This is a genomic window from Chitinophagales bacterium (assembly GCA_041392475.1).
Lineage (GTDB): Bacteria > Bacteroidota > Bacteroidia > Chitinophagales > UBA2359 > JAUHXA01.
The window spans coordinates 3,371,874-3,391,466 of record JAWKLZ010000001.1; the positions used below are offsets into that span (position 1 = coordinate 3,371,874).

Below are 19,593 nucleotides of genomic sequence, written 5' to 3' on the forward strand. Positions count from 1 at the left end.
TTTGCTACATCACATCCTGCAAAAAAGCATACAAATTGAAGTTCGGGTTTTCAGCTATTGCAGCCACAATCTGTTGATGAAGTACCCTTTGGTCAATATCTTTCATACGTCTATGCTGTATGATTTGAAGGGCTTTTTGGGTAAGAAGGAAAGCCTTTTTAGTGTTGGTGTAGTTGATTTGGTGGTGGGCATTGATTTGTTCAGCCAGTTCTTCAATACCTTCCTCTTTGGTGGCAATGGTTTTGATGATGGGAGTTTGCCACTCACTTTGAGGTTTGTTATGGACAAGTTTTTGAAGGTTTTTGGAGAACTGATTTGCTTGGGGTCGGTCTGCTTTGTTGACCACAAAAATATCGGCAATTTCCATTAGACCTGCTTTCATGGTCTGAATTTCGTCGCCCGCTTCTGGTACGAGTGTCACTACGGTTGTATCTGCCAAACCTGCAATCTCTACTTCAGACTGTCCTACTCCTACTGTTTCTACAAAAATGATGTCAAAATTGGCCGCTTTCACCACATCCACAATTTCTATGATTTTGTGCGAAAGTCCACCCAATGAGCCTCTTGAAGCCAATGAGCGAATGTACACATCTGAATTATTGTAGTGCGTATTTAGCCTTATTCGATCCCCTAACAATGCACCATAATTGAAGGGCGAAGTGGGATCTACCGCAATAATGGCAATTTTGAAGTTTTTTTGAAGGTAATGATGGATTAAGGCATTGACCAAAGTGCTTTTTCCTGCACCTGGAGGGCCTGTGATACCTACAACCGGCACTTGTTTGTCGAACCGCAAGGCAGTGAGTATATCTTGATAGCCCTCGGCTTCATTTTCGACAATAGAAATGGCTCTTGCCAAAGCTCGGTAATTGTTGGAGGAGAGCTTGGACAATAATTGGGTTGCAGCCTTATTCATTACAATGAGAAAGTTTTATGAATTTTGCTTATTCTTCGGCAGTCTTGATGATGTTTTGGATAGAACTTAGGAGGTCTGCTGAAATAGGTTTACGGGGGAGTTTGTTGTGTAAGAAAGAACTCAAGGTTATCTGATTTTTGGAGTTATCGCTTTCATCCCTGACCTCTTTGAAAAAGCGGTTGCCGTTTTGTTGATGGGGCATTTTGCTATTTGGGAAGTTATTGTTGTCTGCTTTGCCGAGGCTGTTTTTATGTGTTCGATTGTTCATGTTACACTGTTTTTTTTGGTAATTAACAAATTTTGATTTTGAAGTTAAAACTGTTTGAAGCAGTTGTAACTTCTATTTTTCAGCTTTTCTCTTTTGACTATAAAAGCAATGGAAGGTAACATTTTATATGGAATATTTCAATTCCATTGCTTTTACTATTAAATACAACAAAAGAAAGAGGTAAAAAGTTATTTTTGGGTCTTTGACAACTTTTGTGGATTCTATAAAGACTTCGGTAGTTTCTTAAAAAATTAATCTTCAATAAAATGCCTATCTAATCTTTTCAAAATTTCACAATACTTGTCAAAGAAAGTTATTTTTTAATTTTCATCATCTAATTCCTCTTTGTAGCCCATTTGCTTGGCATATTCTTTCAGTGCATCTTTGAGCATGTTTCTGGCTCTGTGCAAACGAGAACGGACAGTTCCTATCGGAATGTCAATAATTTTAGACATTTCTTCGTAGGTAAACCCTTCAATATCACAAAGCAAAACGACTGTTTTGAAATCAACGGGCAATGTATTGAGTGCATGAGCTACTTCATCTCCCAACATGCCTTGAAAAATTTCGTGTCGTAAGTCAATGTACTGCACATAACTACCGCTATCAGAATTTTGATAGGTGACTACTTCTTCATAATCCACCTTTGTTGGTTGCTTCGATTTTTTGCGGTAATCATTGATAAAGGCGTTTTTCATGATTTTGAAAAGCCATGCTTTCGCATTTGTGCCTTCAATGTACGAATCTATAAACCGATATGCTTTCAAAAAAGTTTCCTGAACCAAATCTTTTGCATCATCTTCATTATAAGTGAGGTGATAACCAAAGTTGTAGAGTGCTTCTGCATGAAGCATAAACTCTTGTTGAAAGATACGATTACGCTCTGCTAAGCTGCGTTTTGGGGGTGTTTCTGCCAATTGTTTGTCTTCTGTTTGCTCCATGAATAAATTTGTAGTGTTGAACGTACAAAGATAAAAAAAAAGTGTATTTCTTGATTTTTCATTCTTGACTTACCTACCTCCTCCTTCTGGTAAAGTATTCAACTCAAAAAATTCATCCAACTTTGGCAAGATAATGATTTCGGTTCGGCGATTGATTGAACGACTCGAAGCCGAATCATTGCTGGTTTTGGGAGAATATTCGGAGCGACCGCCTGCCGTCATTCTACTTGGAGCAACATTGTATTGGTTTTGAAGGATTCGCACCACTGCCGTAGCACGTTTCACACTCAAATCCCAGTTATCCGTCACACAGCTATTGGAAATAGGCACATTGTCGGTGTGACCTTCCACCAAAATGTCCAATTGACGGTGATCGTTCACCACTTTTGCAATTTTTGACAATACCTCGTGTGCTCTAGGCAACACATTGGAACTCCCTGAATTGAAGAGCATTTTGTCAGACAAAGAGACATACACCACTCCTTTTTTCACTTCAATGGTCACATCCTCATCATTGATGCCACCAAGCGAACGTTTGAGGTTCATCACCAAAGCCAAATTGGTTGAATCCTTACGGTTAATGTTTTTGTTGAGATCTTTGATATATTCACTTTGCTGGTCAATCGCTTCCAGTGATTTCTTGATGCTCTCTGCACCTGTTTTGCTGATAATGGACAAATCCGACATCCTATCTAAGAGATTCGCATTGGTGGTTTTCATGTATTCCAACTGCTCTCCCAAACCCTTGTTTTTGCTCTGTTCGTTTTTCAGTCCTTCTCTACACAGGTCTAAGTCCCTCTGAACGATTTGAATATTGTCACGCAATGCCTTTTTTTCTTCCTCCAGTTTGTTCACCTTGTTGATACAATCTGCTTTATAGGTATTGAGTTCTGATTGCAGTGCCGCCATTTTCTTTTTAGAACAGGAACTCAATGTCAACAATAAAATACCAAACAGTAAAATATAATGCCTCATTATGATTTAGGTTTTGTAATAATTAAAAGTGAATGAACACTTAAACTTCGTAAGTCTTTCCTTATTTCCGAAATTTTTGTCCTTTTTTTTAGTATATTTAAAATCTTCATGTCAAATGAGTGTCAGGTTTCAACAACCTATCTCTTTCCTAACCACTTCAAAACCACCTTCTTCTGTGAAATAATTCATGTGGTGACAAGCTGCCGACAATTTATGGGGTTCGGGTTGATCAAAATGAGTGATGCCCTGTATGCTTTTTACACTCACTGCAATATCATTAGGATCATCGCCATAAAAAACCTTACTCACTGACTTCAATAACTTGTTCGCAATACCCTTTGTATAATCATCCGATTTTTCACGGTACTCCTCCAAATTCCCTGCAATGATGCTGTAAGTCGTTGAAGGTTGTTGAGTTGCCGCCAATTTTGGAATAAAAGTTCCTTCTGTTCGCATCTCCTCCAATGTCACCGTCAGCTTTTTGGTTCGGTCCAATGCGCCCACAATGCTCGCCACCACAGGAACCGTCACACCAACATTTATGGCAAATGTGAGCATGGTAATCAAGATGTTGCGGTAAGCAGGTACTTCCGAAATCGCCGAGCCATTGTTGGGCGTTCCACACATATACAAGTGCCGCACCATCTTGTCGCCTCCCAATTTTTCAATCATATAGCGTGACACCAAACCGCCCATTGAATGCGCCACGATGTCCAGTTTTTTGTCGGGATATTGCAGCAAATCAACCTCTTTCGTCAGCTTATTGTATAGTAAATCAGCCGTTTCTATAATCGGTGTATTTAGATTTTCGTAATCAAAGGTCAGCACCAAATCGTATTTTTTTGTATCTACTGCCACCCTAAACGCTTCCGCCATCTGCTCCGTATCACCAATGATTCCATGTACCAACAGCATAATAGAATTGGCTTTTTGCACCGCCTCTTTCACTCCTTCCCTCATACGCTTCGCCGTTTCACCAGCAGGATATTCTACCCTTCGCAATTGCTGAGTTTTGTCCTCTCGTTTCATGAACTTAAAAAACAACAACTTCAATGCCTTGCCAAAGCTCCTTTTTTGTTGGTCGGGATAGCTGACATTTGGAATTTCATCAATCACAATCTCCGTACTGCTTCCGTCTGCTGCTGCAATCGCTTCACCCACAGGCACAATCATACCGTTGTCGTAGGTGAAAGACAAGATGACTTCCTCCTCTGAGGTCGGCACTTTCACTTCAATCTTCAAAGGATTTTCTTTGAGTGCCGCATCGCCTTCAATCTCGTTCAAAGTCAGCACATTTCCAGCATTTCCATGCTCCGCACCAAAAGACAACAATTCTCCTTCTTGACGGGAAAACACAGCTGCAAGGGTTTCAAAATCATCTACGCTTCGGCTGTTTGTTTGGGCTGCGGACAAACCTACTTTGGCTTTGAAGCTAGAATGTCCTCCAATTACGAGTTGGTTTTTATTGCCTACTTCAACGGGTTTTTCAGTCACTTCGTGTTTGCGTTGCAATAGTCGAACGTGAATCGTTTTGGTGAGCCAATCGTTGGTAATCAGTCTGTAACTGTGCGTACTGCTTGATTTTCGAGGATTTTTTTGAATCCTTCCCAAATCCACAGGCATTTGTTGTAGCAAAAAATCTTTGATGGGTTCGGTGCTTACAATCAATTTGAATACATCGTGATATTCTTCTTCGTCTTCCAAAAACAAAAAATAGTCTGCGCCATCTCCCCAAAGCGTGATTTCATTTCCTCCTTTGTCAATGGGTTCATTGCGATATACCTCAATTCCAAATTCTTCCGAAAAATAAAGCAAGGCAAAATGTAGTTTTTGTCGTGCATTGTTTTGCGCTTTCAATACGATTTTGACCCTTCCTCCATTGACATTCTTATCCGAATACAGTGTGATAAAGTCTTCATTTGCAGGATTGATTACCTCGTCTTGCGAATGAGGTACTTCCTTTCCTTCTGCCTTCAATTCGTTTTTATACTCCTTTGCAGCTTCCGCATCGGTTTCTAACGTATTACCTTTACCATCCGTCAATACAAAACTTATATCGTCTTCTGATAATTTGCTGTTTCGATTTTGCAGTTCGATGCCATTTTCCCATCGGGCAATTTTCGAGAGCAGTTCTATCGTGAATTTCACATTTTGGTCGAAGTTGTCGTTTTCGTAGCCTTGAATCAGTTGATTGGTGTGGTTGAAGTAGGTGTAAATGCCCGTTTCTTTGACTTCAATGTTGTATTTCGTGCCTCTGAGGGAATCGGTAAACGCCACATTGAGGAAGTCTTTTTCTTTGTCTTTGAAGCGTTGAACGCTTTCTGCATCTCCATGCACATACACCAGCGTTTTGGGGGCTGGCAGGCTGATGGGTTTGGCATAATACCCCGACATATTACGGGTGGTAAACTCCAAATTCAAATAGGCTCGTTCGGGAAAAACTGCGCCTACTTCTGCAAAGCCCAAAAACTGTGTTTCGTCTTGTTTGGAGTATAGCTCAAATTGAGGGGTGCAATCTCCACCTGTTTCCAAACCGTTAATTGCGCCATAGTTGATGACCCATTCGCCATCTTCTCGATAAACCTCCCTCCTATCCAAATCTGCCATATCTCGCCCGTCCAAAAACTTACCGTAGGCATTGAAGCGATTGGAAGTTTCAAATTGAGGCATTTGTGTGTCTGAATCTCTGAGTATTTCGATTCTACACTTCAAATACAAATCGGCATAGCTGATGTCGTTGCCTTCTTTGGCAAGAGTATTCAACAAGGTCGTGGTGAATACGCCTGTGTGCATTTTGGTTTCTCTTGCATATTGGGTGCGGTCGCAAGCAGCGAGCAAGATGTGTTTGGATTTGGGAATGCTTACCCCACCTGTTTTGTCCAGTTGTTGTTGGTAATAGCCTTCCAAATAGGTCTCCAAAGGTCGCTTGTCTCGGCGGTCGTACGTTTTTCGAGTTGCTCCCAAATGAAAATCATCTGATTGGCGGGTTCCTGAACCAGAATGACAACAATCCAACAAAACAACAACATGCGCTCCTGTTTTTGCCACTTCTTCAATCAATACCGCTAACTCTTTGTCTGCCAAATCATGCCCTCCTTCTCGGCGGCTGTCCCAACAAACCAAGGTTTCTTCCTTGCCTTCTGGAAAAAAGGGTTTAAATTCGCTTGCTGCAACTTCTCTTGCACCATGTCCGCTGTAGTGAAATAGTACTACATCGTCTTTTGAAGCATTTGCAGTGAGGTGACTTCTAAAGGTTTGGATAATATTTTGGTAAGTCGCCTTATCGTTTAGCAGCATTTCGATATTTGCATGGTCAAAACGATTTTCTAAATAATTTTTTACATTCTCGACATCATTGACACATCCTTTGAGGTTGGAAACTTTGGGGTGATTGTAGTCATTGATACCAACTAAGAGAGCGTAGAGTTGTTTTGTCATGATTGAATAGGTTATTTTTAAATGGTTTGGTTGCTTTATTGTTAAATTGATGTATTACTTCAATTGTTTTGCGATTATACGAAAATAATTTATTTTTTGCTGTTTCTTTACACCTTCAATTATACGCAATATGAAACAACATACAAACTCTTTTTTCTTCATTCTGTGCTTATTATTCACCTTGTCTATTCACGCCAATGTGTCAACGATGGGTGCAGATATAAGCTATAACTGTGTGGGAAAGGATGTGAACAACAATAGCCAATATGAATTTATTGTCAATCTGTACTATATCTGCAAACCAGAAGATCCTCCCACCCCTGGGGTAGAACTGCAATTGTCGGTGGAATCCAATATGTGCGGCGAAAGTTTTACATTTCCATTGCCTCTCAAGAACTTGGGTGGCATTGAAGTAACACCACTTTGTGAAGCATGGACGGACAGTAGCACTTGCCACAATAACCGTTTTCCTGGAGTCGTGCAGTTTCAATATACCAATATCGAAAGTTCTGTTGGCTTTTTGACTCTGCCCTGTGAAGCAAGTGATTGGACAATTAGTTTAACAAATGTAGCTCGAAACGAAACAATTACCAACCTCCAAAACCCCGAAGACCATTCGCTTTATATTGAAGCTACCGTCAACAATCAGGGCGGACGTTGTAATAATTCTCCCGCTTTTGGGCCACAATCTGTTCCTTACATGATTCCCGTAACTTCGCCCTTATCTGTACCTTATTACTGTATTGGTTTGGAGGCGGTTTTTGACCAAGGTATTCTCGAACCCGATGGCAACGGTTTAGCATTTCGGTTGGTGCAACCTATGGGTACTGGTGGTGTTCCCATTCCTTATGTGACTGGCTTGAGTCAAGGCAATCCGATGGCTAATACCGATTTTGATTTTGCGTTGGGAACAGGGCAAATCATTTTTACTGCAGATGAGCCTCAAAATGCGGTCATTAGTGTGGTCATTGAAGAACGAGATTTGATAACGGGTTTGAGCATCGGGTCGGTGATGCGTGAACTGCAATTTATAGTAATTGACTGCTCCAATCGTCAGGTGAAAGTGGAGGAAGGTGCGGATAAAAGTATTGAAGTGTGTCCGAATGAAACAGCACGTTTTGATATTGTGATTTTGGATGAAGATGCCGATGATTTGCTGGAAATCAGTACTACAATGCTCAACCAATTTTCAGGTGCAACGCTGACGAATACTACGGGAAGTAGCCCACTAACGGCTACTTTTGAATGGACTCCAACGGTAGCAGATTTGGGATTCCACAATATTCTTTTCTACATTGAAGACGATGCTTGCCCTACTTATTCACAACTTACCCAAACGTATCAAATACATGTGACGCAGAATATTTCACTGAATACTACGATCTACAGCTACTGTGCGACTGACCCTTTGGGAGTTTTAGCGATTGATTTGGAGGGCTGTGGACCGTTTAGTTTTGAACCTATGCCCACCGAAATCATTGAAGAAGACGGGAAAATTACAGGGATTGTTCCAAATCTTGATTTTGACACTTATACCATCAGCAATGCAGAGGGAGACAGCGAACAGTTGCAGATTGAATATATCACCGATTTTAAAGTACATTTTGTGAGCAACGATTTGGTGATATGCGAAGGCGAAACAGCGGAGTTGGATTTGTTTTTTTCGGATGCAAGTGTGGATTGTGAAGTGGTGTTTTTGAAGCAACGAGCCTCTTCTACTTCAACCGAAACCTGCGAAGAATGTCCTACTGTATCGCCTACTGAAACAACGATTTATACTGCAATGGCTACGTGTGAAAATGGCTGTGAAACGGGGGATGAAATAATGATAACCGTTGAAAATGAACCTACTTTGACGCTGATGACCAACAGTCCAACTTTAACGCCTAATGGCAGTTTGGTGACGGTTACTGCAATAGGAGATTTTGATTCTGTGGAATGGGAAACGGGTGAAACGAGTACATCTATTGAAGTGCTGGTGGAGGCTTTGGCTACGATTGAAGCAACGGCATATAGTGCAAATGGGTGTAGCACAACTCAATCTATTTTGCTGATTTTCAACTGTGGTGACATCCACATGCCTTCTGCTTTTTCCCCCAATGGAGATTCAATCAATGATGAATTTGGGATTGCGATTCCTGTTGAAGATTTAGTAGATTTTACGATTTATAACCGCTGGGGAAAGCCTGTATTTAGAACCTCCGATTCTACCCAAAAATGGGACGGTATGGTGGATTTTGAGCCACAACCCAATGGAATCTATCCGTATTATATTGAAGCGATGTGTAGAGATGAGGTGATTGTCAATCAAGGATTTGTTACTTTGATTCGATAAAGATAAAAGTGAGGTAAATTGAAGAAATAATAAGCGTTTTTGTGGAACTATTTATTTCGGAATGTCGTTATAGAGACATTCTTTATACACTCCAATAAATAGTGTATTTATATTATTTTCAATCTTAAATTCAAATTTTTTATTATGAAAAAAATCTTATTAACCTTACTTTTTGTTGTAGCAACTTCTTTTTCACTTCAAGCTCAAACCAAATTAGGCGGAGGTATTGCATATGGTTTTGACGTTTCAGAATTGGGTATTCAACTTCGAGGTGTGCATCAGTTTAATGATACTTGGGGAGGAGGGGCAGATTTTGTGTATTATTTAGATGGCGTTAAGGATTTTTCTATATGGGAATTCAATGTCAATGCACACTACTTTCTAACCTCTACTGATCAAGCGAAATTGTATGCGTTGGCTGGACTTAATCTTTTTGGAGCTTCGTTTACTTTTTTAGGAGAAACCATATCCAATACTGAACCTGGGCTGAACGTTGGGGCAGGTGGCCAGGTAGGTATTTCTGATAAGATATCAGGTATTGCAGAGTTGAAGTTTTCGATAGGGGATGCTTCTCAGTTGCTGTTTGGAGCAGGAATATTGGTTGATTTGAACTAAATAAATCCAATCTCATAAATTATTTTACAGCACCTATTCAGCTTACAGCAAGCTAAATAGGTGCTTTTTTTCTTAAGAACTCTCAAAATACTTCAATTATTGAAGGAAATAAAAAAAAGCGGTGCCACCCAAGAGCAACACCGCCAGCATTTATTAACCAACCGATTATGGTTCTTATATTTTTTCAATCACCATCGCCGAAGCACCTCCACCACCATTGCAAATACCTGCTGCGCCGATTTTGCCTTCTTTGTGGGTCAATACCGAAATCAAGGTACACAAAATTCTGGCTCCCGAACAACCAATGGGATGACCAATAGAAACTCCTCCTCCAAAAACATTTACTTGGTCATGCGACAGATTCATCTCCTTCATATTGGCAAGTGCTACAACTGAAAATGCTTCGTTGATTTCAAAATAGTCGACATCCGTTAACTCCAAATTTGCCTTTTTGATTGCTTTTGGAAGTGCCTTTGAAGGACTTGTAGTAAACCAAACAGGCTCTTGGGCAGCATCGGCATAACTCAACACTTTTGCCAAGGGCTTCAATCCCAATTCCTTCATTTTTTCGCCACTCATCAGCACCAAAGCTGCTGCACCGTCATTGAGGTTGGAAGCATTGGCAGCGGTGACAGTACCATCCTTATTGAAGGCAGGACGAAGGGTGGGAATTTTGGCGTAGTCCACTTTTCTGAAATCCTCGTCTTCCGAAACCACGACAGGTTCGCCTCTTCGTTGAGGGATGTGAACAGGGGCGATTTCGTCTACAAAATAACCCTTTTCAGTAGCTTCGGCAGCTCGTTTGTAAGAAGCAATGGCGTAGTTATCTTGGTCTTCACGACTAAAGTTGTAGCCGTCTGCACAAACATCTCCACAAGTCCCCATCATCGAGCCGTCATAAGGGTCTTGCAATCCATCTCTTACGATACCATCTACAAGCGTTTGGTTTCCGTATTTAGAACCCCATCTGCCATTGGTGGTATAGTAAGGCGTATTCGACATACTTTCCATACCGCCCGCTACTACAATGTCTTGATCGCCCAGTCTAATGGCTTGGGTAGCAAACATAACCGCTTTCATACCCGAAGCACAAACCTTATTGACAGTAGTGCAAGGAACAGAATTGGGGAGTCCTGCTTTCAATGCAGCTTGACGTGCAGGAGCTTGCCCAACATTGGCCTGCAAGACATTTCCCATATATACTTCTCCCACTGTATTTGCTTCAATACCAGCTCGTTCAATTGCGGACTTGATTACGTGTGCGCCAATTTCTACAACAGATAAGGAACTCAATGCACCTCCGAAACTCCCAAGAGGCGTTCTCGCCATTGAGACAATAAAAACTTCTTTCATATTAAATAATGGTTGTTAATTTTTTTACTTAAACACAAAAATAGGTAAAATGGATTTATGGCTTGGGAAAGAATTTGTTACTTTGAAATAGATTGATTGATAAAAAAATAGTATGTATTTATTTAAAAAATGAAAAACATTCTCTTTTTTGAATCAAATGATGTATTTTTATGCTGCTATACTCCACCTCTTTTCCTATTTCAAATACAATACAAATGACCATACGTCTCATAAGTCCAATTTTGGTATTATTCAGTTTATTCTTTAGTGTTCTTTGTCAAGCCCAAAATGAAGTTCACTGTGATGTAAAAATTAAAACTTCTGCAGTTGATAACAGTAAATTGGGTGTAGTAAAGTACATTACTAAGGGAGATTTTATGTTCAGAAAAATGAAGAATTGGCGTATTCTTGATTTTACCAGTCAGGACGCACAGTTGATTGTGGATTACTTCTTGGGAAAAAATGAGGTACTTGCTTGTCAATCTAAGCACATTGATAAAACCGTGAAAGTTTTTGTGGAAAGAAGAGAAAATATAGAGGAATTTCCCTTCAAAGAGTGTATAGCAGAATTGCAGGAAATGGGTTATTTCATCACCCGTTTTCGCAAATCGGAGGAAATCGTTGTTTTTCCTATGCAAAATTGTACTGCAGCAATGACCATACATGACTTTGAAGAAGATATGGCTATTTATATGGAGTGTCCACCTTGTGGTCAGGTTGTTGTCAAAGATAAACAGATAATAGAAGATGAAGGAAATGTATTAAAGGTCAATAACTTTAATACACCAGAAGATGTAGAAATAGATAGCACTGAATTAGACTTATCAATCGTTGAAGAAAAAGAAAGTATACATAAAAAACTGAAAGCGCATGTCAAAACGGAGAAAACTTTGGTTGAAAAAACTGGAGAAATAATAGACCATAGCAAAATTATTGAAGGTGTGATTGATACATCATTGATTGAACAATCAATGATGAAGGAGGAAGAAAAGATGGACGATAAGGAAAAATCTATTGATAGGCCAATGATTAAAGATAATGCTATAATCTTAGATGAAGAAATGGACTTAGAGCAAGTAAAGGAAGGGGGGCAAAAGCCTATTGATGAGCTAATGTTGGATGAAGAAATGGAAGAAAAGCAGGAAAATATAGAAGAACAAATGCCAGCAGATAAGCCAATGGTCAAAGAGGAGTCAATACTGAATGAAGAAATGGAGGCGCAGCAGGAAAATGTAGAAGAACAAATGCCAGCAGGTAAACCAATGGTCAAAGAAGAAACAAAAGGAGTTGAACATCAAAATAGTATGAATAACGATAAATCCATGCAAAATGAATTAACTGAGCCAAAGAAAATGATAGACGAAGAAAAGCAAATCTTAACTCAAGACCAACTTCCTACTTTTGAAAATGATGTAGATTTGGATAAAATGAAAAAAGGAAAGGAAAAAGATGTTCCTAAAAAAAATAATTCCAAAGAGTAATTTATTGATAATGAGCTCCTTTCCTGTTTAAAAGGAGTGATGGAACAAAACCGAGAGATTTTGAAGATTGAATAATTTCAACAAATTGATGTTACAAACTATTTTATCTCAATAAATACAACAACCTATGCAATAGTTTTTTTCATAATTTCATAATCCTTTTCTATTATAACACAATACATTAATCCTTTTACCACCCGCCCATATTGTGTTTTGTGAAAAAAATATATAAATCGCTTTATGTACTTATTTAAACCAGTATGCTATTTAGTATTTGGCTTAATGATAAGCAATATGCTTTTATGGACGCAAGTAGATGCACTTCAAAATCACCTATCACCGATATTATTGAATAATCAAGTGGAACAACCTTCTACTTATACCTTTCCTAACCATGTGGTTACAGATACCAACAAAGATTCCATCATCCATCTATTGTCAGGTATCAAATACGTAATAATAGACTTGACTACTCAGGAACAGCAAAAAGCAGATATGGATGAGTATCCAATTATTGACCAATTAGCTGCGTATTTTCAAGAAATGGGATTCAAAGAAATAGCCTACAAAACGAATGATAAAACAAGGCTGTTGTTGAGCGTACCCACTTTCTGTGATTTGATTCGGGTGCGTTTCAATATGACCCCAAAGGAAGATTATTATGAAAACATTCAATTAAGGCTTCAAACATGTCGAAATGATTATGTTACATTCACTTACAAAGAAAAATTTTATCAGAATGAAAATTTCTTGCAAAACCTGTATGCCATTTTTTTACTTTTTTATAACAAACAAATTCCATATAATCCTCAAAACCGTTTGAAGTTATCTTCAAATCCTATTGTCACCACCAAAGAAGCCGCCTTAACTTACCTCAAAGAAAATGCTCTTTCAATAGATAACGTTGAAGGTATATTTGAGAAAATTCCTTACTATGATTTTTACAAGAAAAAACATACCGTTGCAATTATCAAAAATACAAAAGGCAATTACGATATTATTTACTTACAAGGTGCCAGCAATTATTTGGATTGGCAAGAAGGCGAATGGATGGGAGAAATCACACCTACTTCAAAGGAAGGCAAATTTGAAGAAGTGAAGTGGACAACTCCTGATAAAATACTCCAAATCAATAGCTTTATTTCTTTACAAGACAAAAATACCTTTTCACTGCAATTCAAAAACCACTATGATACCTATACCTACCAAAGATTGGGAAATACTACTTCCATTACCAATACCGTGACCCTTGAGGGTAAAGGTGTATCAGGAAGCGGTATTTTGGTAGATAAAGAAGGTTATATAATCACCAGTTACAATGTGGTAGAAAATGCCAAAACAATCAACGTTGTTCTTCCCAAAACAGATGAAGAAACGCAAGACATATGGTCGGCAAAACTGATAGCTTCAAATCCTTATCTTGATTTAGCCTTGTTGAAAATCAGTGACGAAAATATTCCATTTTGTCCTCCAATCCCTTATTCGCTTCATCATCAAGAATGTGATATAGGTGAAAAAGTGTTTGCCTTGGGGTATCCTTTGGTCGCTTCTATGGGTATGCACCCTAAGTTGGCAACTGGATCGATCAGTTCAGTGAATAGTTCTCAAAATACTATATCTACTTACCAAACCACCGTACAAGTGTATGCAGGAAATAGTGGCAGCCCTTTGTTTGACTATCATGGCAGGCTCATAGGAATAATAAAAACCAAACATGTCGATGCGGTCAAAGTTTCTTATTCCCTCAAATCATCTTCTATCCTTCAATTTTTGAAGGAAACCAACTTATTCGACATCACCAATTTAACAAATACTTCAAATATTATAGAGAATCAGCCACTTACTGAACAAATTAAAAGATTGCAGCCATTTGTTTATTATATTTACAGTTATTGAGGATTAACCAATAAATCAGTGATTTAAAATCAAATGATAACAACCATCCATGATTTTCTCTTCCATCTGGACAGCTTTCTATATCAGATAGTGAATCTCTATCCTTTCTTATCTTACTTTTTATTTTTCGCAATCGTCTTCTTCGAAACGGCTTTCATTCCTCTCACTCCTATCCTCCCAGGGCATGGATTGTTGATAGTAGTTGGAGCATTGGCTGCCAGAGGAATCGTCAACCTTCAATTGGCTATCCCTGCATTGATATTGGGTGGCATACTCGGCAATATGATGGCGTACAGATTGGGACAATATTTCGGGCCGTCTATTTTTGGGCGCATTTCTTGGCTCAATCAAAAACACTACGATGAAGCCCATCAATTTTACGAACAACATGGCAGTATAGCTTTTGTGCTTTCCAGATTTGTGCCAATGGTGCGGGTTTTGATGCCTTTTGTAGCAGGAATTGCTCAGATGAATTACAGCGATTTTATGAAGGGTAATGTGCTGAGCATGATTTTTTGGGTACTAAGTCTTACTTTGGTAACCTACTATTTGGGGCATATCCCTTTTATTCAGCAAAAATTTATAACAATTGTTATTGGAATAGCAGTTGTGGGTTTTATCACCTTATTGCTAGCTGTTTTTCGTTCTCACTTCAAAAATAAACAATTGTAGTTCCCTCTATCAATTAAAGAACAACCTCTCATCATTTTTTTGTGTTCACATGAAATCATTTTCTTTCTTTTCCTATAAAAAGAATTAAATTACCCTTCAATTAGCCATTGCAGCAATGTTTTTACTGCAATCGACCAAGGAAGAAAAATTTAATTATATCCTAAAACATGTTTTATGTACTGGTTCCTAATATTGGTTTTCGTATTGGGTTATTTGTTTATTGCCCTCGAACATTCCATTCACGTAGACAAAGCAGCGTCTGCTATTTTGACAGGCGTATTGTGTTGGACAATTTTAGTTTTTGGTAGCGGCAGTTTATTGGGAGCGCATCCCGAATTAGCCGGCCATTTAGAGGAAACTACTCATTTTATAGACGAAGCACTGCTCGAACACGTAGGTGAGATTGCCGAAATCTTGTTTTTTCTGTTGGCTGCTATGACCATAGTTGAGATGATTGATGCCCACAAAGGTTTTCAAGTAGTAACTGACAAAATCACTACAACAAGTCGCATTAAACTACTTTGGATTATTTGCACGCTTACCTTTTTCTTCTCTGCTGTGCTTGACAACTTGACGACTGCAATTGTAATGGCAGCACTACTCAAAAAACTGATTCACAAAAAAGAAGACTTGTGGTTTTTTGGAGGAATGGTGGTCATTGCAGCCAATGCAGGAGGTGCATGGTCGCCGATTGGAGATGTGACTACAATCATGCTGTGGATTGGAGGACAAATTACAGCAATGAACATTATTATTACTCTTTTCATACCCAGTGTATTGTGTTTGTTATTGCCTTTATTGGTAGTGACAGCAAGAGTGAAAGGAAATATAGAACGTCCTAAATTGTCAAAACATTCATCTGGTCATGTGGAACAAGATGTATCAAATTTTGAACAGAAATTTGTGTTTTGGTTTGGCGTAGGCGGATTGTTGTTTGTACCTGTTTTCAAAAGTGTAACCCACCTTCCCCCTTTTATGGGCATGTTGTTGAGTTTGGGTGCCTTGTGGGTATTGACTGAACTTATTCACCGCCACAAAGCAAACGAGTCCAAAAAAGGTTTGTCCGTTTCAGGTGTTATTCGGCGCATTGATACTCCCAGTATTTTGTTCTTTTTGGGCATCTTATTGGCAGTAGCGAGCCTTCAAACAGCAGGTCATTTGCGGGATTTAGCAACTATATTAAGCAACCAATTTTCAAGTATTTATATCATCAATACCTTCATAGGATTGCTATCTGCCGTAGTAGACAATGTGCCTTTGGTAGCAGGGGCAATGGGAATGTATTCGTTGGAAACCTATGCTCCTGACAATACTTTTTGGGAACTATTAGCCTATTGTGCTGGAACAGGTGGAAGTGCCTTAATTATTGGTTCGGCAGCAGGAGTAGCGATTATGGGCTTGCTGAGAATTGATTTTATGTGGTATTTGAAGAACATCAGTTGGTTGGCACTAATTGGATATTTTTCGGGCATTGCATTTTTGTATCTGGCAAGAGGATAATACACATATTTTCACCATACAAATTTGGTTATCTTTAAAAAGGCTGGCTGTAGACTTTTGAAGTTTTTTTCTAAAAACAAGAACTTATTTCACTCTTTTTCAGTTTTTTAGCACTAAACTTCAAAAGCCTTTCACTCCATACCAACCACAAATTTCAATTGAATGAAAGAAGAAGTCAATGGACATTTAAGAAAAGTTGCCGAAATAACGCTTGTTTTCTGGATTATGAAAATATGTGCTACTACGCTTGGTGAAACGGCGGGCGATATGCTTTCGATGACCTTCAATATTGGCTACGGCCTGAGTTCGGTCATATTGATTGGCTTTTTTGTGGTTTCGCTGATAGCTCAGTTGATGGCAAAACGCTACCATCCTATTTTGTATTGGTCGGTCATTCTTTCCACAAGTACAGCAGGTACTACGATGTCCGACTATATGGACAGAACACTCGGTTTGGGTTATGCAAAAGGTTCCATGATTTTGGTATTTTTGTTGGTTTCGATGTTGCTGATTTGGTGGAAAAGCGAAAAATCACTGTCTGTTTCAGACATCAAATCGTTCCGACCTGAGCTATTTTATTGGATAACCATTCTGATTTCCAATACACTTGGCACAGCATTGGGCGATTATTTGGCAGACGATTCGGGGCTTGGTTTTGGAGGAGGAGCATTGTTGATAGGTAGCTTGATTTTCTTGGTCGTTTTGGCAAGGTATTTCACCAAAATCTCCAACATTGCCTTGTTTTGGATAGCCTTTGTATTGACCCGACCTTTTGGAGCTACCTTTGGAGATTTGCTGACCAAGCCTCTCGAAAAAGGTGGCCTGAACTTGGGGACGATTGGTTCTTCGGCAGTGCTGTTTATAATATTGTTGACATTGGTGATTTATGCGGTTATGGAAGAAAACAAACACCATGCGAAACTTTAAATTTAAAATACATTTAGCAAAAACTTAAAAAATGAATCAGTTTATCAGCGACTTATGGATACAACTTCAAGAATATTATGATGGTTTTGTGGCTGTATTTCCCAAATTAATCATGGCTACTTTCGCCTTTTCGATACTCTTTTTTCTTGCCAATCGCAGTTCTGGATTGGTTAGAAGCAATCTCACCCGCCGAATGGACGACCCACTATTGGCGCAATTTTTGGCTCGTGTCGTAAAAATTTCACTCATCTTGTTCGCTGTTATGGTGGTGCTCAATATCATTGGCTTGGGCGGCATTGCAGCGGGATTTTTTACGGGTGCAAGTGTGAGTGCCATTATCATAGGTTTTGCCTTCAAAGACATAGGCGAAAATTTTCTGGCTGGAATCATATTGGCTTTCAATCGTCCTTTTAGAGTAGGCGACATCGTTGAGTTGAACAACATGAAAGGTAAAGTGGTCTCCCTCAATATGCGAAATACCCAAATCAAATCCTTTGATGGCAAGGATATTTATATTCCCAATGCGAATGTCATCAAAAACCCTGTGGTCAATTACACTATTGATGGATTCATTCGAGACGAGTTTACCATCGGTTTAGATTATGGTTCGGACTTCGACAAAGCTATTGACATTCTTAGAAATACAATCGTGAGAATAGAAGGTGTTTTGACTGAAAGCAGAGCACCAAGTGTTTTCATCAAAGACCTCAACACCAGCACACTCGACATCACGGTTCAGTATTGGCGAGATACATTTGATTCTCAATTTTCTGCCCTTGACATCCGCACCAACTCTATCAAACAGTGCTTGACTGCTCTCGACAAGGCAGGTTTCTATCTGCCAGGAGAAGTAGTGGAATTGAAGAATTACAACAACTTAGAATTGAAAGCAAGTCAGATGACCAAGAACTGAATTATATAAAATTTTGAATACTAAAACATGACCCAACACCATCATTCCTCCAAAACCTGCCCCATTTGTCAAAAACAAAAGCCAGCTACTGCTTTCGTTCCTGCAAATTTGGTGCGTCTATCCGTTGCTGAATTGATTCAAAAAGACTTTCCTAACTGGAAAGAACAGGGTTATATCTGTCAAACAGACCTCAATCATTACCGAGCTTTGCTGATCGAACAAGTACTGCAAGAAGAAAAAGGAGAACTCTCAGTCCTTGACCAACAAGTAGTTCAAAGCATCAAAAACCAAGAACTCGCCGCCACAAACCTCAACGAACACTTCGACGAACACATCACTTTCGGCAATCGAATAGCCGACAACATAGCCAAATTTGGAGGGAGTTGGCGATTCATTTTGTCTTTTGGAGCGGTGTTGTTTTGTTGGATTCTGGTCAATGCCTATTTGCTAACCAAACCTTTTGACCCATTTCCTTTTATTTTGCTCAATTTGGTGTTATCTTGTTTGGCGGCGATTCAGGCCCCCGTCATTATGATGAGTCAAAACCGACAAGAAACCAAAGACCGCCTAAGAGCCGAGCAAGATTACCGCATCAACCTAAAAGCAGAATTGGAAATCAGGGCTTTGCATGAAAAACTCGATCACCTCCTATTGCAGCAATGGGAACGAATGTTGGAAATACAACAAATGCAAGTCGAAATGATGAACGAATTGACCGAGAAAAAATGACTTTAGCAGAATTTGGCATACGAGTACTCATTGCCGCCATTGCAGGTATTTTGATTGGCTTTGAACGGCAATGGCATCACAAAGAAACGGGACTGAGAACCAATACTTTGGTTTCGATTGGTGCGTGCATTTATGTGTTGTTGTCCTTTGCTTTGACCGAAAAAAGTGGGGATGTGACCCGAATTATTGGGCAAGTCGTGACAGGCGTTGGTTTTTTGGGAGCAGGTATCATCTTTCGAGAAGGAATCAGCGTGCATGGGTTGACCTCTGCAGCCACGATTTGGTGCAGTTCTGCTATTGGCTGCTTGGCAGGAGCAGGATTTTATGTAGAAACACTTGTCACTACGGTAATTGTGGTTTTGGTCAATTCCATTTTTGAACCTTTGGATAAGTGGTTGAGGAATCGGAAGTAAATTAAAAATATCAGACAGATGAACGAAACAGAACCTTTCAAACAGAAGTATGCACTGAATTTTGCAATATTCTGCTTTTTTATGTGGGGATATGAAGTTCTAAAAACCTACCTATCAGGAAACCTTGAGATGATTTCTTTTTTAAACATGTGGTTGGTCGCAGGAATAGTATCTGGAATTTTCACAAAATTATATTTTAAATGACTTGCCAACAAGCATCA

17 protein-coding genes are annotated in these 19,593 nt (G+C 39.2%); 11 read left to right on the forward strand and 6 right to left on the reverse strand.

Features of this window, described 5'->3' with window-relative positions; genetic code table 11:
• Window positions 1-4 precede the first annotated feature (4 nt).
• The 5 genes from meaB to R3E32_12640 form a co-directional block, all read right to left on the reverse strand.
• Window positions 5-916, reverse strand: coding sequence for a methylmalonyl Co-A mutase-associated GTPase MeaB (gene meaB, locus R3E32_12620; protein MEZ4885568.1), 912 nt, complete (start codon window positions 914-916; stop codon window positions 5-7).
• Between the two features lie 28 nt (window positions 917-944).
• Complete coding sequence (locus R3E32_12625) at window positions 945-1,184, reverse strand: hypothetical protein (protein ID MEZ4885569.1); 240 nt, start codon at window positions 1,182-1,184, stop codon at window positions 945-947.
• A gap of 320 nt (window positions 1,185-1,504) precedes the next feature.
• Window positions 1,505-2,125, reverse strand: a complete 621-nt coding sequence (locus R3E32_12630) for a sigma-70 family RNA polymerase sigma factor (protein MEZ4885570.1) — start codon at window positions 2,123-2,125, stop codon at window positions 1,505-1,507.
• A 69-nt stretch (window positions 2,126-2,194) separates the two neighbouring features.
• On the reverse strand, window positions 2,195-3,100 hold the full coding sequence (locus R3E32_12635) for an OmpA family protein (protein ID MEZ4885571.1): 906 nt from the start codon (window positions 3,098-3,100) through the stop codon (window positions 2,195-2,197).
• A 129-nt stretch (window positions 3,101-3,229) separates the two neighbouring features.
• Window positions 3,230-6,538 carry a caspase family protein gene (locus R3E32_12640; protein ID MEZ4885572.1) on the reverse strand — a complete coding sequence of 1,103 codons (3,309 nt, stop codon included), beginning with the start codon at window positions 6,536-6,538 and terminating at the stop codon, window positions 3,230-3,232.
• A gap of 130 nt (window positions 6,539-6,668) precedes the next feature.
• Here R3E32_12640 and R3E32_12645 point away from each other — a divergent pair, with 130 nt between their 5' ends.
• Together R3E32_12645 and R3E32_12650 are read left to right on the forward strand one after the other, a co-directional pair.
• Window positions 6,669-8,873, forward strand: a complete 2,205-nt coding sequence (locus R3E32_12645) for a gliding motility-associated C-terminal domain-containing protein (GenBank protein ID MEZ4885573.1) — start codon at window positions 6,669-6,671, stop codon at window positions 8,871-8,873.
• Window positions 8,874-9,017: 144 nt separating this feature from the next.
• Window positions 9,018-9,488, forward strand: coding sequence for a hypothetical protein (locus tag R3E32_12650; GenBank protein MEZ4885574.1), 471 nt, complete (start codon window positions 9,018-9,020; stop codon window positions 9,486-9,488).
• Between the two features lie 174 nt (window positions 9,489-9,662).
• On the opposite strand, the gene R3E32_12655 is transcribed toward R3E32_12650, so the two are convergent.
• Window positions 9,663-10,841, reverse strand: coding sequence for an acetyl-CoA C-acyltransferase (locus tag R3E32_12655; GenBank protein ID MEZ4885575.1), 1,179 nt, complete (start codon window positions 10,839-10,841; stop codon window positions 9,663-9,665).
• Window positions 10,842-11,056: 215 nt separating this feature from the next.
• Here R3E32_12655 and R3E32_12660 point away from each other — a divergent pair, with 215 nt between their 5' ends.
• The 9 genes from R3E32_12660 to R3E32_12700 all read left to right on the forward strand — a co-directional run bounded on the left by R3E32_12660 (window position 11,057) and on the right by R3E32_12700 (window position 19,576).
• A complete protein-coding gene (locus R3E32_12660) occupies window positions 11,057-12,322 on the forward strand; it encodes a hypothetical protein (protein ID MEZ4885576.1) in 1,266 nt (421 codons plus the stop codon).
• 294 nt (window positions 12,323-12,616) lie between these two features.
• The gene (locus R3E32_12665) at window positions 12,617-14,218 is read left to right on the forward strand and encodes a serine protease (GenBank protein ID MEZ4885577.1); all 1,602 of its coding nucleotides are present in this window, start codon (window positions 12,617-12,619) and stop codon (window positions 14,216-14,218) included.
• A gap of 33 nt (window positions 14,219-14,251) precedes the next feature.
• Window positions 14,252-14,890 carry a VTT domain-containing protein gene (locus tag R3E32_12670; protein ID MEZ4885578.1) on the forward strand — a complete coding sequence of 213 codons (639 nt, stop codon included), beginning with the start codon at window positions 14,252-14,254 and terminating at the stop codon, window positions 14,888-14,890.
• A gap of 174 nt (window positions 14,891-15,064) precedes the next feature.
• On the forward strand, window positions 15,065-16,390 hold the full coding sequence (gene nhaD, locus R3E32_12675) for a sodium:proton antiporter NhaD (GenBank protein ID MEZ4885579.1): 1,326 nt from the start codon (window positions 15,065-15,067) through the stop codon (window positions 16,388-16,390).
• Window positions 16,391-16,552: 162 nt separating this feature from the next.
• Window positions 16,553-17,317, forward strand: coding sequence for a hypothetical protein (locus R3E32_12680; protein MEZ4885580.1), 765 nt, complete (start codon window positions 16,553-16,555; stop codon window positions 17,315-17,317).
• Window positions 17,318-17,348: 31 nt separating this feature from the next.
• Window positions 17,349-18,230, forward strand: a complete 882-nt coding sequence (locus R3E32_12685) for a mechanosensitive ion channel family protein (GenBank protein ID MEZ4885581.1) — start codon at window positions 17,349-17,351, stop codon at window positions 18,228-18,230.
• A 27-nt stretch (window positions 18,231-18,257) separates the two neighbouring features.
• Window positions 18,258-18,959: a DUF1003 domain-containing protein gene (locus R3E32_12690; protein ID MEZ4885582.1), complete on the forward strand. Its 702-nt coding sequence runs from the start codon at window positions 18,258-18,260 to the stop codon at window positions 18,957-18,959.
• Window positions 18,956-19,372: an MgtC/SapB family protein gene (locus R3E32_12695; protein MEZ4885583.1), complete on the forward strand. Its 417-nt coding sequence runs from the start codon at window positions 18,956-18,958 to the stop codon at window positions 19,370-19,372. Before R3E32_12690 ends, R3E32_12695 begins: the two co-directional genes overlap by 4 nt.
• An 18-nt stretch (window positions 19,373-19,390) precedes the next feature.
• Complete coding sequence (locus R3E32_12700) at window positions 19,391-19,576, forward strand: hypothetical protein (GenBank protein MEZ4885584.1); 186 nt, start codon at window positions 19,391-19,393, stop codon at window positions 19,574-19,576.
• Window positions 19,577-19,593: the final 17 nt, after the last annotated feature.

Bases quoted from the DNA above. Each gene is read 5' to 3' on its own strand.
- meaB (MEZ4885568.1), bottom strand. From the start codon at position 916: ATGAATAAGGCTGCAACCCAATTATTGTCCAAGCTCTCCTCCAACAAT.
- R3E32_12625 (MEZ4885569.1), bottom strand. From the start codon at position 1,184: ATGAACAATCGAACACATAAAAACAGCCTCGGCAAAGCAGACAACAAT.
- R3E32_12630 (MEZ4885570.1), bottom strand. From the start codon at position 2,125: ATGGAGCAAACAGAAGACAAACAATTGGCAGAAACACCCCCAAAACGC.
- R3E32_12635 (MEZ4885571.1), bottom strand. From the start codon at position 3,100: ATGAGGCATTATATTTTACTGTTTGGTATTTTATTGTTGACATTGAGT.
- R3E32_12640 (MEZ4885572.1), bottom strand. From the start codon at position 6,538: ATGACAAAACAACTCTACGCTCTCTTAGTTGGTATCAATGACTACAAT.
- R3E32_12645 (MEZ4885573.1), top strand. From the start codon at position 6,669: ATGAAACAACATACAAACTCTTTTTTCTTCATTCTGTGCTTATTATTC.
- R3E32_12650 (MEZ4885574.1), top strand. From the start codon at position 9,018: ATGAAAAAAATCTTATTAACCTTACTTTTTGTTGTAGCAACTTCTTTT.
- R3E32_12655 (MEZ4885575.1), bottom strand. From the start codon at position 10,841: ATGAAAGAAGTTTTTATTGTCTCAATGGCGAGAACGCCTCTTGGGAGT.
- R3E32_12660 (MEZ4885576.1), top strand. From the start codon at position 11,057: ATGACCATACGTCTCATAAGTCCAATTTTGGTATTATTCAGTTTATTC.
- R3E32_12665 (MEZ4885577.1), top strand. From the start codon at position 12,617: ATGCTTTTATGGACGCAAGTAGATGCACTTCAAAATCACCTATCACCG.
- R3E32_12670 (MEZ4885578.1), top strand. From the start codon at position 14,252: ATGATAACAACCATCCATGATTTTCTCTTCCATCTGGACAGCTTTCTA.
- nhaD (MEZ4885579.1), top strand. From the start codon at position 15,065: ATGTACTGGTTCCTAATATTGGTTTTCGTATTGGGTTATTTGTTTATT.
- R3E32_12680 (MEZ4885580.1), top strand. From the start codon at position 16,553: ATGAAAGAAGAAGTCAATGGACATTTAAGAAAAGTTGCCGAAATAACG.
- R3E32_12685 (MEZ4885581.1), top strand. From the start codon at position 17,349: ATGAATCAGTTTATCAGCGACTTATGGATACAACTTCAAGAATATTAT.
- R3E32_12690 (MEZ4885582.1), top strand. From the start codon at position 18,258: ATGACCCAACACCATCATTCCTCCAAAACCTGCCCCATTTGTCAAAAA.
- R3E32_12695 (MEZ4885583.1), top strand. From the start codon at position 18,956: ATGACTTTAGCAGAATTTGGCATACGAGTACTCATTGCCGCCATTGCA.
- R3E32_12700 (MEZ4885584.1), top strand. From the start codon at position 19,391: ATGAACGAAACAGAACCTTTCAAACAGAAGTATGCACTGAATTTTGCA.